Below are 13,991 nucleotides of genomic sequence, written 5' to 3'. Positions count from 1 at the left end.
CCGCGTAAAACTCCCGCGCTGTTAGTGAGGAATGAAGCATCATTTCCGGGATTGCTCTCTGTCGCGCTTCTTCTTCAATTCTTGCAGTCAGCACTTTGCCCAACCCTTGCCCCTGAAACGCAGAGTCCACGAATAATGATCGCAGATAGTAACCTTTCAGCCCCACCGTTCCAACAAGATTGGCACCTGCGAAACACAAAAGAATAGCCTCATTTTCGATTCTTTCGATGAGCGGCTCCGGTTCAAAAATCGCGCACAGCATATCAATTGATTTTTGATCATAGTCCTTGGCATTTGAAACGCGGATTGTGCGCTGGATCAGCCCGCTGAGCGGAACCACATCGGCAACGGTAGCCTTTCGGAATTTGAGCGACTTCATCACGCCAACCCTAGTCCGGGACATGCGACATCCACAAGCTGGCAAAGATGGCGAAAAGCAGACGTCTTTGGACAGTTCTTTGTCTTTCACAAAGGGAGCGGACTCATAAACTTCATGGCGTGTCCTGCCGGCAATCAGATCAGATGACTCCATCGCGATTGCAGACGTTCGTGCGCAGCGCAGCATTTGTCACATTGGGCTCATTTGAGACCTTCGCCGCGGCTGGCTCAGACGGCCGGAGCCAGCCCCGAAGGAGACATTCGAAACCAACGACCGAGCGAGCACGTCGCGGACAAACCGGACTTATGCCCTTGCGGCTTTCGCTGACGCAGAAACCGCTCGCATCTGCGGCATGCGTTTTGCTGTCTTGTGGCCAATTTCGCCGAAGCGGTCTTTTGCCCTGCCAAAACGGGAACCCGGACAAACCGTCCGAACGCCGCATAATACTGGAGCCAGAACGAAAGCTATGTACTGCTATTCGGCAGGCTCAAACAGAGATTTCGGCCGACCGCAATACGTGCGGCAGTCGCTAGTCGTTATCCGTGGACGCACTCTCTGTGACCCCATAGTCCCAGATACGCCAGAGTATTTGTGGGACACATAGCGACAGACATTGTCAAATACCAACAGCCTACTCTGAGTATTGTGCAATCTGCTACGTCCGCGAATGGACGTCCAGTTTTATGTTGGCGTAATTACTGATCCTCGATACGCACACCCACCTCCATGGCGAGCAGATCGGTATCTTCTCCCCGGAAGCTGCCGGTTACCGGAGCGACTTGTGACATGTTTCGCGCAACAGCCACTGGAATCAGATTGGCCGACCCCACCGACCTGTTCGTTGGGTCGAACGGGATCCAACCGGCCCTGGGAACGAAGACTTCGACCCATGCATGTGTAGAGCCCGAGCCAGCAGATCCGAGCCGGTCATCACTGGGGTCGTAAAGATAGCCGGACACCAGACGCGCTCCGAAACCCAGCGTTCGGATAGCCTCGGCATAGAGGACCGCAAAGTCACGACACGAACCGTAGCCCCGGTCGAGGGTTTCGAGTGGTCCTTGCGTGCCTTCGCTCTCGCGGATCTCATATGTGATCTGCGCTGTGATGCCATTGCTGACGTCCTTCAGGAGTGAAAGTGTATCCGTTGGCCTGCGCATCACGAATTGCTCGACCCAGTTTGACAAGTGCCCTGCGTCGTCTTGGTATTGTGGCGCAGAAAGCGCCCCGAGATCTGTCCAGTCTTCGGCGGAATAAAGGAACGGGTAGGACGTTGCAGAGGCCGCGATCGGGAAGACAGGCCAGTCAGGCGCGGTGAGGATGGCGGTTGTGTGCGACCGGATCGAAAGCGTCTCCGTTGCGACATCGAAGTTGGCGATAGCGATGGCGTTTCCGGCGACATCGTGGGACCAGTCGATGCGGGCCGTCGGCGTGATCTCAAGATCGAAAGCCGTCAATGTAAGGTCCCGCGTTTCACGAGGACGCAACATCAGCCTGTGTGGTCCAAGGACCACGGCGGTGCGATAGCGATAGGTGGTCGTGTGTGCGATCGTGATCGTCGGCATGCAGCAGATCTAAGTCGACCGACCGCCGGAGCGGGACCGACCTTTGCTGACGCCTTCGGGCACTGCCGCGCGCCATGCTGTCGTGCCTTTGCATTTTGCACAGATGCGCTGGCCGAACCCTTCGCTCCAAAACGAAGCATCACAACGCAAGCAGAACCGCAGCTTCGGCACATCGCCAAGCGCGCGGCTGGGGTGATCCATCAGGATGTGGTTGACTTTTGCTTGCATCAGATCCTCGCGTTCATATGTCCCTGAAATTGCATTTCGGACATCATACGGAAACGGGTGAAGTGCGCGGTCGGCACGGCATTCCTTCATTCTCGACGTCATGAATGTCCGAAGCGTCCCGCGAAGCCCCTTGCGCTGTTGCGTTTCCGGTCTAGGCAACCGCGTCATCCATGTCAGTCTGTGCCGTCCGCGATCCCGAGTAGAGATGGCGCAGTTGCGCCTGCGAAACCCCGTCGGCCTGCATGACGAGTTGCACCATTGGATCGGCCAGCATTTCTTCGAGAAAGACCTGTGAGGGGTCCTTGCCGGACAGTTTGTCTTGCGCACGGGCATGGCCGAGATCGGCCAGCGACACAGTCAGGCTCCGCGTCAATCCCGGATGGGACAGGCGTGGATGCAGATGGACCACGACTGAGGCTTTCCAGGCTTGAGGGTCCTTGTGATCAGGTGGTGAGGCGAGTTCTGTCTCGATATCATACTCACAGGCAGGAAGCGTTTCGTCGAAGCCGGGAAGTTTGAAAGGCCGGTCAAAAACCGCGACGGTCTTGGTTGTTTGGTCGTCCAATGCGTTTGATCCTTTCAATTGAGCAGTCTTCCACGACATGGAGCAAAACCAGCCGCTTCAGGTTTTATTCGAACCCGGAGAACGCCGTTTCGAAGCAGTGTCCGGCACCTTGATTTGTGGTTCCTTTTTCGATGGCTCCGTAGGTTTGGGTTTCAATATGGCAGCAGCTCTGGTAGTCAGGTCTTTGAAAGACATGCTCTTCATCCTTTTGGGTTTTCCGCTGGAATTTCCGGGCCTCTATCAGGCTCGAATTCTCGAATGCGGCTTATGTGTATATGTGTATTGACCGGCCCTAATACTATGGCGCGGTGTCGGACAAGTCTGCGAAATATGACTTTCGTAGTTCCCGCGGTCGATCATCTGGGCGTCATACCAGCGTTAGGTAGGGTTGGGTCTCGCAGTCCTTGGCACTTCCCGTTCATCGTTGGCTTGCCATGAACAACCTTGGCGACATCTGGGGTGCTCATCGCCCGCATGAGGGCGCTGTAGTTCATGCCCATTTTCATCTCAGAGCCAACGGGCACGGCGGATTTGGCTGTGTCGACAACGGTGTGATCGCTGGTCGCACCGATAAACGCAATTCCTGAGGGAAACATAAGACCGCTTACGTCGGTGTCCTGCCGACCGGCAGCAAGGATGGTTCGGACTCGGAGGTCATCGTTCCGAACCAATTTGAGCATCCCAAACTCCGGGGCGATTGACCTGGTCAGCAGCGGGCTTGGTTTGCGGCTTGTTTCGATCACTTCGGCAAAAAGGGCAAACGCGTCCGTATGAAGGCCAGCGATCGGATGCCCCGTCACGGGATCGGTACCCAGCAGGATGGCCTCGCCTAGGCGCAGGTCGTTGACCCGCCCGGTTGAACCTTCACCAAGCGCCCATCGCAAATTGGCCGAGCCGCCTCCAGACACCAGCGCGACAAAAGGTCCGCAGGCGCCTTCGACTTGGTCGGCCAGTCGCGAGATCATGGCCATGTCACCGGCCGTCGGTGTTATGTCGCCCATGCAGGCAAAGTTTGCAGCGATGCCTCTAAGAGCGACACCAGGTGTTGCGATCACCCGAGTGGCGCGGTCGTTAAGGTTCTCTGGCAAAATGCCTTCGCGCATATCTCCCATTTCGACCATCAAGATGACATCGTGCGAGGTGCCCTGTTGCTTGGCTGCTGCGCCAAGCTTGAGGATCGTGTCCATCTCTGTGTTATAGCTCGCGTCACAATACTGGATGACGTCTTCCATCTCGCTCACCATTGGCGCGCGTATCATCGAAATTGGACACGTGATCCCCGCCGTTCGCATCCGAACGACGTTCTTAATGCGTGCCTCTGCCAAACCGGTAACGCCACCTTCCAACATTGCCTCGGCTACGTCAGGATGCCCACACACTGCCTTGGTCACACCGGTGACCGAGATTCGACGAGCGCCAAGACGTCGGACGAGATATCGCGCGTTGGCCTGGATCTTGCCCAGATTAATTTCCACTCGCAGCGAGGTCATTCTGCGGCCGCGAGAGGCACGGGCCGCAACTGCGGAAAGGCGGCCAGGACCATGTCGCTGAGGTGCATTTCCGGGCGGGTCAGCGCGTCCGTCACCGGAACGCCAAGATCCCTTGAAAGACTGCCAATCGCACGATCGACCTCGGTGCCCGTCATCGCTTCGTGATTGAGTGTGATACCAATCACCCGTGTGTCGGCAAAAGCTTCGATGAGGGCGATTTCGCTTTTCGGCTCGGGCATCGGCATGGCGGGAAAGTCGCAGCGATGGGCGCGTTTGGGCGCATGTTGAAGAACAACACCGTGGGGCTGACTGCCGCGCAGAATGAATGCCGACGTGCAAAAGGCCGGATGGCTGAGCGCGCCTTGCCCTTCGATCAGGATGACGTCCGGGTCATCGCCGTGAGACGCAGCGACAATCACGCGTTCCAGTTCTCCGCAGCAGAATTGCGGTGGCACGGCGTCCATGGCGATGCCGTATTTTGCGCCCTGCATTAGTCCGGTCTGGCCGGTGCCGACGAGAACTGTCTTAATCCCACGCGCGTTCAATGCCTTGGCCAAAACGGTCGCTGTCGTCCGCTTGCCAATCGCACAATCCGTTCCCAGCACGGCGATGCGGATGGCCTTTACCTCGGACACGCTTCCGTCAAATAGGCGCATGTCCTTGCTTGGTCGGGGCTTGCGGATATCGCGGATCGTCAAGTTGGCCGCTTCGGCAGCGCCTCTGATCTCGGGATCATCACCGAGATATTCATGCAGGCCGCTGACGATGTTCATGCCGAGTGCGATTGCATCCAGCACGACCTCTCGATCTGTAGATGACATCTTCCCTGTCGACGGGGCCATCCCATAGATCAAAGTGTCGGGTATATGCACTTCACGCGTAACCGCACCCTGGAGATCTTCAACGATGGGGATGCAGTTGTTCTTATTGTCGAGCAGCTGCCCGCTGTCGCGCCCTTCAAGTCTACTGTCTATGACCGAGAGAACGCGGTAGGCTTGGCTGTAACGAACAAGCCCGTTTGCGGTCTTGCCGTCGATCTGTCCGAAGTTCCCTTCGCAATAAACGACCGCAGTTGGCACCTGTTCGGCGACCGTAATGCTACCGACCGGCGAGCCAATCATCGTTGGACCAGGTGGGGCTTGCGGGCCTATGCTCGAAAGCCGCGCGGTTGGTGTTTGTGTATCTTTTGATTTCATTGCGCTTTCCTTTTCTCAGCGCCGCATGACCGCTAATGCGCCGACATGCGACATGTTGGTGAAAGCCGGACACTATTCGTTGTTAGGTGTACGCCCGCTACTCGTTCAGGACGCAGCGTCCGTTTGCGCGGTGGAAATTCCGGTTGCATTCCCAACCGTTTCCAGACCGGTTGAGATGCCCGTTGGCCGGAACCTCAATCAAAGTGCACGCGTTGTCCGATGCTGCAAACCCACGCTCGCATCTCCAACCCGGGCCATATCTCGCATCGTCGAAATATGCGTTCGCGGGCACGGCTACCTCCACGCAGCTGTCGCGTTGCGCGACATAGCCCCGCTCGCAACTCCAGGGCCGCCCGTATCCTGACCCATTTAAATACCCGTTCTCTGGCACCGGGATTGCTGCGCATAGCTCTCCGGTGCGCTCAAAGCCACGATCGCATGTCCATTCTGCCCCGAAGGAATTGCCGGTCAAATATCCGTTGGGAGGCAGAACAATCTCTTGGCAGGTATCGCCGATCTCCTGGAATCCGCGCACGCATGTCCAACTTTGACCTGACGGATCAAGATATGCACCTTCGGGGATATGCACTGCGACACAGGTCGCGTCAGCGGTTTCCCGATATCCATGCGAGCACTCCCACCCGTTGCCATAGGTTCGGTTCGTCGCAAATGCGTTTTCGGGCACGACAACGGGCAAGCAGGTATCGCCGTCCCGGCGAAAGGAACTTATGCATTCCCACCCACCTCCGAAGGTTCTCGGTTGCGCGTTCTCCGGCACCGTATCGTTTTCCGCTTGGGCGTACGACGGGTTACTTCCCCCTAGGGCTACGATGAGGGCAAATAGCAGGGGCTGTGCCAACGACCCGATATCACGAACCATCCAGTTCAAGCCCCTCGACGCAAGCCAAAGCGAGATCCCGGTTGGGCGCATCGGCGCCTGGCACCGTTGCCCATCCCGCCTCGATCAGGGCGTCCCGGCGCCGAAAACCCGAGGCGGCCTGGATGGCCTCGATCAGTGCCACCCTGTCAGGGTCGGCGTTCGAGATTTCCAGACATACTGGGACGAGCGCCGCGACCACCCGGTCCTGGGCAAGCTCGTCGGCCAGTTCGTTGGCACCGGCACTGGTCATCCAACCGCCCCAAGAAAATCCCGCGATCGCAACAATTGCGGCGCCGGCTATTGCACCGTAGAGGCTGGGCTTCAGCCATTCAGGTGTCTTCATTTTGCATCCTCCAGCGGGGAAAGCGCCGCTTCGCTGTTATTTTTAGTTTCAGAGACCGCCGGTCACATGCAATTGCATGCTCCAGATCCTCCTTTGTGGTCATTTGCATCGACGTTTCACCCGCATTGCTCCCCCGCCACCGGGCCATCAGGTATGTAGCGATGCGCCGGTAAGCTTCGAAGCTGAGGCCTTGTATAAGCTCTTCTTCGACAAGGATTTCATACGTTCCGGCCGGAAGCTCCCGCTGGCTGTTGCCAATCGTGAAGTCGTTTGAAAACGTCACCATTGATCTGGTCGAACGCGTCAGCATCCCGGGGCTCCATTGAATTGAAAACTGGACTCTCCGCCGCCGCCGCTGTGGCAAGCGTCGAAAGGAACGCCTCGCTGAGGCAAGGCTGATAGGTGTACATTAACCGGGCCCCCGCGGGGCGAAGCTGATCGAGGTTAGTTCCCGCCGTGTTCTTTGCCGTCAGTGTGAGAGGGAAAGCCGTTCCACGGCTTCAAACACTTGTGCGCAAGTCTTTGCCTCAATCTCACGCTGAAAGGAAACCCATGTCTGCCTCAGACGTTCTTCACCCAGATGGCCGCGACTACGATGCCTTCCTGTTCGCGGAATTGGGCGAGGACAGAACCGGCGCGGCCGTTACGGTCTTGTCCGCGCTTGCACGCCTTGACCTCGAGCCATGGACCGAGGCGCATGAGCTTTCACGTCTGGGCCGGGAGGACGCACAAGTAAGACTGACGGCGCATTTTGAAGGGATTACCGACATTCCAGCGCTGGCGCTGGCAAGCGAGGGCAGAGCAGCAAAGCTGGTTTCATTGTTGCCGTTGCGTGCGCCGCTTCGCGTTCCCAAATCACTCGAAGCAGGCACCTTTCCAAAACTATCGGTTTCTTGGACACAGATGGCCTTCGTTGGCGTCGTGGTTCTGGCATGGTTCTACTATCTGGCTCAGACGGGCTAACCTGGGTCAGTGCGAAGACACGGAGAAACCGGTTAGGTGAGCCAGTCCACCGAATGTCATGGTGGTTTTCCGAGTAGCTCAGAGGCGCGGGGCGCATGTAGTTCCTCCATGGAACTGTATGAATTCTCCGCCTCTTATTCTCGGACCGTCCAGGAAAGGACAATTCAATGAGTGAAGAAAACCAAACCGCGGAAAACCAGACTGTGAAACATATGGCGTCCGTCAAGGCCGCCTATGACAAGGCCCCCGAGGGCCCCAAGAAAGCCACAGCTTTGAAGCACTACCAAGCCGCCGAAAAGGCCCATGAAGCCGAAAACGATGAAGAGGCCCACAAGGAACTCAAGGAAGCAAGTCGCGCGTTGATGTGATGGCGGCTTCCATGTGACAAGACCGCAGGGCCGCCCAAAGCCATACTGAGGGCGGCCGTTTCACGGCAACAAAGGCCGCGACTGATCGAGATAGGCCGGATCGAAATCCGCCAATGCAACCAACCCCTCGTAGTCATCGAAGGTGACCAGTCCGCCCTGAAACGTAACAAGCCCGCCTTCGCGGAGTTTGCGAAGGACGCGGTTGACGTGGATGGCACTTAACCCCAACGCATCAGCCAGATGGTATTGCGTGAGCGGGCAGGCATAACCTTCCCTGCTTCCCATCCCGACAAGCGACAGTCTCACACCTAACTCCAGCAGGAAATGCGCCATGCGTGCATCCGCATCGCGCTTCCCCAGCCCAACCAGATGCTCGACCACCATCGCTTCGTCGCGCGACACGGCCCAGAGAATAGCCGTAGCCAGCCGTGGCGTCTCTGCGAAGGCTTGCAAAAGATCGCTCACCAGAACTTCTGCAGCTTCGATCTCGACGATTGGCTCAATCCCGTGATCGGATGTGTGCAAAAGAACGCTGCGCAACCCCAGAAAATCCCCCGGTATCTGGAAATCAACAATCTGCCGCGACCCGTCAGGCTGGATCTTGTAAGATACGACCCAACCCGCCGCCAGGATGTAAGCCGCCTGTTCGGATTGGCCCTGGTGAACAAGGTCCCGCCCTGCAGAGAAAGATCTCCTTCTCTGGTGCAAACGTTCAAGAACGGCCAGTTCGGTATCCGACAATGCAATGAACGCGGAAAGCTTATGTGTGAGTGGACTGCCTTTGATGTTCATTATCGGTCCCCCCGAACCGGCGCATACCTCAGGAAGAATTCAGCGCTGAGACTGCTTTCGATCAGTACGAAATACCGAACTCTCTGCGATGTTGGCCAAGATTATCTAGACCCAGCCTAATCGCAGGATAACGCACGAAAGAGGAATGCCCCGATGTCAGACCAACGAGACGCCGCAGGCATGGCCGCCTTGTCGATTTGCGAGGCGCTTCTACTTGCCCTGCATGATCGCAATTTGCTGCCGGAACGCGAGATCGTGGGGGTTCTTCGTGATGCGGCAGCGACCCACGAGAATGCCCAAGGTCCAGAAACCGAACGAAAAACGCACAAGGCAACTGCCAAACTGATCAATGAGATCATCGTTGGTAGCAACCTTTCGCGACCCACGTAGCGCCAGTCCTAGTAAGCTGGATATGAGCAAAGCGTACATGCTCAGCCGCGTCCATCAACCGGTTTGCGGATCGGTTGCTTCGGACTTTGGCTCCGAGTTTCGCTCGGTTGTGCCTTGTGACTTCGGATCTTTTTGTTGCGACGCCTTTTTGTCGGCGGCCTCTTTCTTCGCCAAGTCGTTGAACGACATTCTGGCTTTCCTTTTCTGGCTGCCAGGGTATCCGGCAGCCCGTGAGCCATAGTGGATCAGTGCTCTCTTGGCAAAGGAAACATCAACCAAATCACTACGTGCACCTTGTAACACTCTCGGGCAGCTACCAAGTTCATTATGCTACTGACCTCCATTCGAACCCCTGTTTTCCTTCGCCGGCTCACAGCGCTCGACACTGTCGTGAGAAGCCGGGCTGTCGCATATTGTGGGCAGCGATCAAATAAGGAAAATTCACATGGCCAATGGGACAGTGAAATGGTTCAACTCCACCAAAGGCTTCGGCTTTATTGCGCCAGAGACTGGCGGAAAGGATGTGTTTCTGCACATCTCCGCACTCGAGAAGTCCGGGATGACCACCCTAAACGACGATCAAAAGGTGACCTTCGATGTGGAGGCCGGCCGCGATGGTCGCGAAAGCGCAACCAACATCGCACTTGCCTGATCTTTGCTAGTGGGCGCCCTTAACGGGCGCCCTTCGACAGACGGCTATTTGTTTTTGATTCGTCTTCCGCTGCCGTTCGCAGCAGTTCCTTTGCCACGATTGGTACTCGCCGAACCGGCACTACGAATTGCTCATCCCAGGAGACTAGCTCGATGCCAGATGACACAGCCCCAAACAGGTCAGATGCGGGACGTGAGGTCGTCAAGGGTATGTCGAAGAAATCGAAGGCCAAGAAGACTAGGAAAGAAGCCGCTAATTCGATCCGCGTGGGCGAATATGGAAGATATCAGATCAAATCCGGTCGTCTCGCCGACGCATACGGCGCTCGCGCCTTTCCCAAGCCACCTACAAAGGCGCGCGGCTTGATTGCCGAGGCGACGGGTGAGACCGAAGAAGCCGCGATCAGCGCATTGCGTTCCGCCATCGATGCCCGCGAAGACCGTAGGGCCGAAGACCGCAGAACAGATCCTCGCAATGGGACGCAGGTACCAACATCCGATGAATACGCGGAAGCGCTCCATTCTGTGAACCTGACGCGTCCGCAGCGCGCTATGTTAATGGCGTTGTCGCTGGAGGAAGCGGAAGGGTTGGCAGAGGTTAAGGTTGCAGTTGCTGGTAGCTACAAGTCCACGACCTCGGCCAACAGAGCGCTCGCCAGCGTGGGTCGTATGATTGCGGGCTATCTGTCGTCTTCGGGACCAGCCTCCAAGGGGCTTTCAACGGGCTCGGATGGAACCGCGCTCATTGGTTATCGAGATGTCTCCGAACATGACGAGAAGGCTGAGAACTGGATAATGCACCCCGAGCTTTGCGCCGCCATCCGGAGTATTACGTAATTCAATGGGTTAGCCGTCCAAGTGATTGACCAATGTGCGTTGACTGCCAATTCAGTCGAACCTGAGTCTATTCAGGATTACCGATACGATCGGATATCAAGACGATGTTTGGCGGTGCTGCTAACTTTGCGTCAATTGCGCTGTGTGCGGCTGGTCCACCCGCTTAGTGCCTAGGGTCAGTATTCTCGGCGATATTAAGCGCATCTTCGAGTTCAACTCCCAAGTAACGCACTGTGCTATCGACCTTCGTATGGCAGAGCAAGAGTTGAACCGCGCGCAGTTAGCCTGTTTTCCGGTAGATCTCAGCAGCTTTTGTTCGGCGCAGCGAATGCGTTCCGTATCCACTCGGTTCCAGACCAATCGCCGACACCGAGTCGTGCACCAACCGGTCATACTGACGGGTTGAGATGTGCGGACGATCGTGGAAGCGGCTGAGAAACATGAACGAGCAAGCCAACATTTCGGGTGATTTGACCCAAGCCAGGACAGTTTCCCTTGTGTTTTCCGTCAGTTCAAACTGAACAGGCCGCTTGGTTTTGCACTGGATAACCGAAACCCGTGGTCGGACGCGATCCTCTTTAACCAGATCGACCACGGATAATCTAACCAGATCACATCCACGTAGTTTGCTGTCGATGGCAACGTTGAATAGCGCCAGATCACCAAGGTTGTTGGCCAACTCGAGGCGCGCTCGGATCGCCCAAACTTGTTTGGTAGCAACGGTCGTTTCTGGCCGATAATCCGCCCCTTGTTCCAGGCTTTACGTTTCGGGGTGACAGCAGGAAGTAGGACTCGAGGCATGATTTGCCCTCCTTGCCGCCCTCCGAACCCAAGCATCAGCACCGCGCTCACGTTAGAATGCTACTCGCAAACCTGATTGCATCTGACCTGCCACCCGTATGTTAGTGCTCCAAACCTAATACCAGCCCGAATGAATGGCCGGATCCACCGCCGCCTTGCCCCGCTGAAATCTAAGCGCCTGCATCAATTTCCGTGCTGCGAGCGCACGCAGCGAGGAATCAAGACGTCTGCCGTGGGCTCTAACCCGCCATCCGCCGCGCCAGGCTCCGACGACTGGAGCCAGCCCGAAGCCGACGTTGGTTCAGGGGCATCATAGGGCCGGAAGGCGGGACTTTGCTGCCGTTGCCGATTGGCAAGTGAACGGCAGCTTTAACGATTTTGAGGTCAACTCTTGGGATTGGTCGCGCCAAGCAAATGCGGACCGGACCCAAGCTCGGAAAGCTTATCATCCGCATTCGCCAGAGGGCATTCGTCAACGCTCAGACAACCACAGCCGATGCACCCGGTCAGTTCGTCTCGCAAGCTGGTTAGCAGTTCGATCCGCGTGGTCAGATCATCGCGCCAAACCGTCGAGACCTGTGCCCAGTCTTTTGCCGAGATCGCGCGATCCTTGGGGAGTGCTTCGAGCGCACTCGCAATTTCTGCCAGCGAAAGCCCTGCCCTCTGAGCGATCTGAATGACCGTGACCCGGCGGATGATGTTGCGCGGATAGACTCGATGGTTTGAGGCGGTTCGTTCCGATTTGATGAGTTTCTTTCGCTCATAGAAATGAAGGGCAGATACGGACACTCCCGTTCTTGTGGCGACCTCGCCCACCGACAACTCACCCATTTCGTTACTCCTCCCTTTGGACTCTTGACCTCAACTTAAGTTGAGGCCGTATCAAGCCAGCAACAAGAGAAGTTTGGAAGAGCAACGTTGTGAGTGAGACAGTTGAAGCGGGCGCAGTATCAGCTCTGCAAAGAGGGCGTTTTCTGCGCTTCGGGACTGCCGTCGGCCTTGCCAATCTTGGCGACGGGATCGCTGTTGTTGCATGGGCATGGACTGCCTCGCTGCTGACGCGTGACCCACTCTGGATTGCCGTTCTTCCCGCTGCCTTGCGTATACCATGGGTTTTATTCTCATTGCCTTCGGGGATCATGGCGGATCGAGCGGATCGCAAGCGGTTGATCGTGATCTGTGATGCCATCCGCGCATGCGCTTATGCAGTGGGTGGCCTATTGATATTGATGAGCTTGCCGCTGGCAGACCCGGCGCAAAGCGGTGTGGAAAATGTGTCTCTTTATGCGGCGCTGCTCAGTCTCGGCTTTGCCATTGGCTGTGCAGAAGTCGCACGCGACAACGCCGCGCAGTCGATGCTTCCAGCCATTGTGCCGTCCGAAAGGTTGGAACGGGCAAACGGCATCCTGGGCAGCATCGAGACAGTCGGAAACGAGATGGCAGGCCCGGCGGTTGGCGCGTTCCTGATCGCGCTTTTTCTGCCGTCGCCGTTTCTGGTCATAGCTCTTGCCTTACTATGTGCAGCCCTTCTCACCGCATCTCTCACTGGATCATTCAAAGCCGCTCCCCGCGAGGGCCGCGAGAAGAACTGGCGCGCAGAGCTGATGGAGGGTTTTCGGTTCGTCATCGGCCATCCGATGCTCCGCGTGCTGGTGCTGGTCACCGGCTTCTGGAATTTCTTTGCCGAGATGGCGCTCATCGCGCTGGTTTTGCATGTTCAGGAGAACCTTAATTCCGGCGCTACATCGTATGGATTGATATTGGCGATTGGAGCTGTCGGAGGCGTCGTTGGGGGCGTGGTCGTCGCCCCGCTTCTGAAGGTGTTCTCAAAAGGCGTTCTGGCCAGGTGGATGAATCTGGCGGCGGCACCTCTGTTCCTTCTCATCGCATTTGCACCAGGACCGATCATGGTCGCGGCGGCGATGTTCTTTTTCTACCTCACCGGCATTGTCTGGAACACGGTCTCGATCTCATACCGGCAACGTGTCGTGCCGGATGAAATCCGAGGCAGGGTGAACAGCGTCTACCGGCTGTTTGCATGGGGGATGATGCCGCTCGGCCTTGTCGCATCCGGGGCCATCGTGAATCTGACGACGGAGATGCTCGGACGCTCCGCCGCTCTCACCACACCATTCCTTGTCGCTGCCATAGGCGTCTTCATCGTGGCTGGACTGTCTTGGCGACCGCTGAGCCGAGGGTTTACGTAGAGGCATTGAAACCAGCCAAAGCTGACCTTAGCCATGCTGCAGCAACTTGGTAGGTCAGGGCTCTTTTTCCTCTTTCGCCGCGTCTAACTCGAGCAACCGGTTTCCATGCTTCGGTGAAACATGATCTGTGATCCCGACGATGCGCCGGTCTCGCTTTGAGCGATATACAAGCCAGGGGATCGACGGGCTGACGCCCGCTCACCCCAACCCTGACAGTTTCCAAATCCTGTTTATCCGCCTGCCATCCCGGCAGGTCCGGGAAAACCGGCAAGCGCCACCTGTGGCGTCGGTTCCGGCCGAGAATTCCGGTTCCTCCCACGCGCAGGCGCGCGGTTCCCT

17 protein-coding genes and 1 pseudogene are annotated in these 13,991 nt (G+C 57.0%); 7 read left to right on the top strand and 11 right to left on the bottom strand.

Annotated features, from left to right (window positions below):
- The 3 genes from V8J82_RS22860 to V8J82_RS22850 form a co-directional block, all read right to left on the bottom strand.
- Nucleotides 1-379, bottom strand: a 379-nt coding sequence (locus tag V8J82_RS22860; protein ID WP_339979225.1) for a GNAT family N-acetyltransferase, incomplete at its 3' end; no start/stop codon positions are given.
- Nucleotides 380-1,074: 695 nt separating this feature from the next.
- The gene (locus tag V8J82_RS22855; protein WP_339979222.1) at nucleotides 1,075-1,941 is read right to left on the bottom strand and encodes a transglutaminase family protein; all 867 of its coding nucleotides are present in this window, start codon (nucleotides 1,939-1,941) and stop codon (nucleotides 1,075-1,077) included.
- A 379-nt stretch (nucleotides 1,942-2,320) separates the two neighbouring features.
- Nucleotides 2,321-2,734 (bottom strand): hypothetical protein, encoded by a 414-nt coding sequence (locus V8J82_RS22850; RefSeq protein ID WP_339979220.1) that lies wholly within the window; start codon nucleotides 2,732-2,734, stop codon nucleotides 2,321-2,323.
- Nucleotides 2,735-2,771: 37 nt separating this feature from the next.
- On the opposite strand from V8J82_RS22850, the gene V8J82_RS22845 reads away from it, so the two are divergent.
- Entirely contained in the window at nucleotides 2,772-3,020 is a 249-nt protein-coding gene (locus V8J82_RS22845; protein WP_339979218.1) for a hypothetical protein, read from the top strand.
- Between the two features lie 70 nt (nucleotides 3,021-3,090).
- On the opposite strand, the gene V8J82_RS22840 is transcribed toward V8J82_RS22845, so the two are convergent.
- From V8J82_RS22840 to V8J82_RS22825, 4 genes are all read right to left on the bottom strand, one after another.
- Nucleotides 3,091-4,224 (bottom strand): alanine/ornithine racemase family PLP-dependent enzyme, encoded by a 1,134-nt coding sequence (locus V8J82_RS22840; RefSeq protein WP_339979216.1) that lies wholly within the window; start codon nucleotides 4,222-4,224, stop codon nucleotides 3,091-3,093.
- The gene (locus V8J82_RS22835) at nucleotides 4,221-5,420 is read right to left on the bottom strand and encodes an N-acetyltransferase DgcN family protein (protein WP_339979214.1); all 1,200 of its coding nucleotides are present in this window, start codon (nucleotides 5,418-5,420) and stop codon (nucleotides 4,221-4,223) included. Before V8J82_RS22835 ends, V8J82_RS22840 begins: the two co-directional genes overlap by 4 nt.
- Before the next feature lie 869 nt (nucleotides 5,421-6,289).
- On the bottom strand, nucleotides 6,290-6,643 hold the full coding sequence (locus V8J82_RS22830; RefSeq protein WP_339979211.1) for a hypothetical protein: 354 nt from the start codon (nucleotides 6,641-6,643) through the stop codon (nucleotides 6,290-6,292).
- Nucleotides 6,630-6,953 carry a hypothetical protein gene (locus V8J82_RS22825; protein WP_339979209.1) on the bottom strand — a complete coding sequence of 108 codons (324 nt, stop codon included), beginning with the start codon at nucleotides 6,951-6,953 and terminating at the stop codon, nucleotides 6,630-6,632. The genes V8J82_RS22830 and V8J82_RS22825 overlap by 14 nt, the downstream gene beginning before the upstream one ends.
- 242 nt (nucleotides 6,954-7,195) lie before the next feature.
- On the opposite strand from V8J82_RS22825, the gene V8J82_RS22820 reads away from it, so the two are divergent.
- Together V8J82_RS22820 and V8J82_RS22815 are read left to right on the top strand one after the other, a co-directional pair.
- Complete coding sequence (locus V8J82_RS22820; protein WP_339979207.1) at nucleotides 7,196-7,606, top strand: hypothetical protein; 411 nt, start codon at nucleotides 7,196-7,198, stop codon at nucleotides 7,604-7,606.
- Between the two features lie 167 nt (nucleotides 7,607-7,773).
- Nucleotides 7,774-7,974, top strand: coding sequence for a hypothetical protein (locus V8J82_RS22815; protein WP_339979205.1), 201 nt, complete (start codon nucleotides 7,774-7,776; stop codon nucleotides 7,972-7,974).
- 60 nt (nucleotides 7,975-8,034) lie between these two features.
- Here the strand turns inward: V8J82_RS22815 and V8J82_RS22810 are convergent, their stop codons facing one another.
- Complete coding sequence (locus tag V8J82_RS22810) at nucleotides 8,035-8,766, bottom strand: Crp/Fnr family transcriptional regulator (RefSeq protein ID WP_339979203.1); 732 nt, start codon at nucleotides 8,764-8,766, stop codon at nucleotides 8,035-8,037.
- Nucleotides 8,767-8,919: 153 nt separating this feature from the next.
- Here V8J82_RS22810 and V8J82_RS22805 point away from each other — a divergent pair, with 153 nt between their 5' ends.
- Nucleotides 8,920-9,156, top strand: coding sequence for a hypothetical protein (locus V8J82_RS22805; RefSeq protein WP_339979201.1), 237 nt, complete (start codon nucleotides 8,920-8,922; stop codon nucleotides 9,154-9,156).
- Between the two features lie 54 nt (nucleotides 9,157-9,210).
- Here the strand turns inward: V8J82_RS22805 and V8J82_RS22800 are convergent, their stop codons facing one another.
- Nucleotides 9,211-9,435 carry a hypothetical protein gene (locus V8J82_RS22800; protein ID WP_339979199.1) on the bottom strand — a complete coding sequence of 75 codons (225 nt, stop codon included), beginning with the start codon at nucleotides 9,433-9,435 and terminating at the stop codon, nucleotides 9,211-9,213.
- A gap of 166 nt (nucleotides 9,436-9,601) precedes the next feature.
- Between V8J82_RS22800 and V8J82_RS22795 the strand changes: the two genes are divergently transcribed.
- Together V8J82_RS22795 and V8J82_RS22790 are read left to right on the top strand one after the other, a co-directional pair.
- Nucleotides 9,602-9,808 (top strand): cold shock domain-containing protein, encoded by a 207-nt coding sequence (locus tag V8J82_RS22795; RefSeq protein ID WP_036562923.1) that lies wholly within the window; start codon nucleotides 9,602-9,604, stop codon nucleotides 9,806-9,808.
- Between the two features lie 152 nt (nucleotides 9,809-9,960).
- Nucleotides 9,961-10,644 (top strand): hypothetical protein, encoded by a 684-nt coding sequence (locus V8J82_RS22790; protein WP_339979195.1) that lies wholly within the window; start codon nucleotides 9,961-9,963, stop codon nucleotides 10,642-10,644.
- Nucleotides 10,645-10,807: 163 nt separating this feature from the next.
- Here the strand turns inward: V8J82_RS22790 and V8J82_RS22785 are convergent.
- Both V8J82_RS22785 and soxR read right to left on the bottom strand, forming a co-directional pair.
- A pseudogene (locus V8J82_RS22785) lies at nucleotides 10,808-11,445 on the bottom strand (tyrosine-type recombinase/integrase).
- 384 nt (nucleotides 11,446-11,829) lie between these two features.
- A complete protein-coding gene (gene soxR, locus V8J82_RS22780) occupies nucleotides 11,830-12,276 on the bottom strand; it encodes a redox-sensitive transcriptional activator SoxR (RefSeq protein WP_339979193.1) in 447 nt (148 codons plus the stop codon).
- A gap of 89 nt (nucleotides 12,277-12,365) precedes the next feature.
- Here soxR and V8J82_RS22775 point away from each other — a divergent pair, with 89 nt between their 5' ends.
- Complete coding sequence (locus tag V8J82_RS22775; RefSeq protein ID WP_339979190.1) at nucleotides 12,366-13,652, top strand: MFS transporter; 1,287 nt, start codon at nucleotides 12,366-12,368, stop codon at nucleotides 13,650-13,652.
- The last annotated feature ends 339 nt before the right edge of the window (nucleotides 13,653-13,991 follow it).

It is taken from the genome of Gymnodinialimonas mytili (assembly GCF_037544085.1).
Classification (GTDB): Bacteria; Pseudomonadota; Alphaproteobacteria; order Rhodobacterales; family Rhodobacteraceae; genus Gymnodinialimonas; species Gymnodinialimonas mytili.
This window is presented reverse-complemented; position numbering and strand designations above follow the sequence as displayed.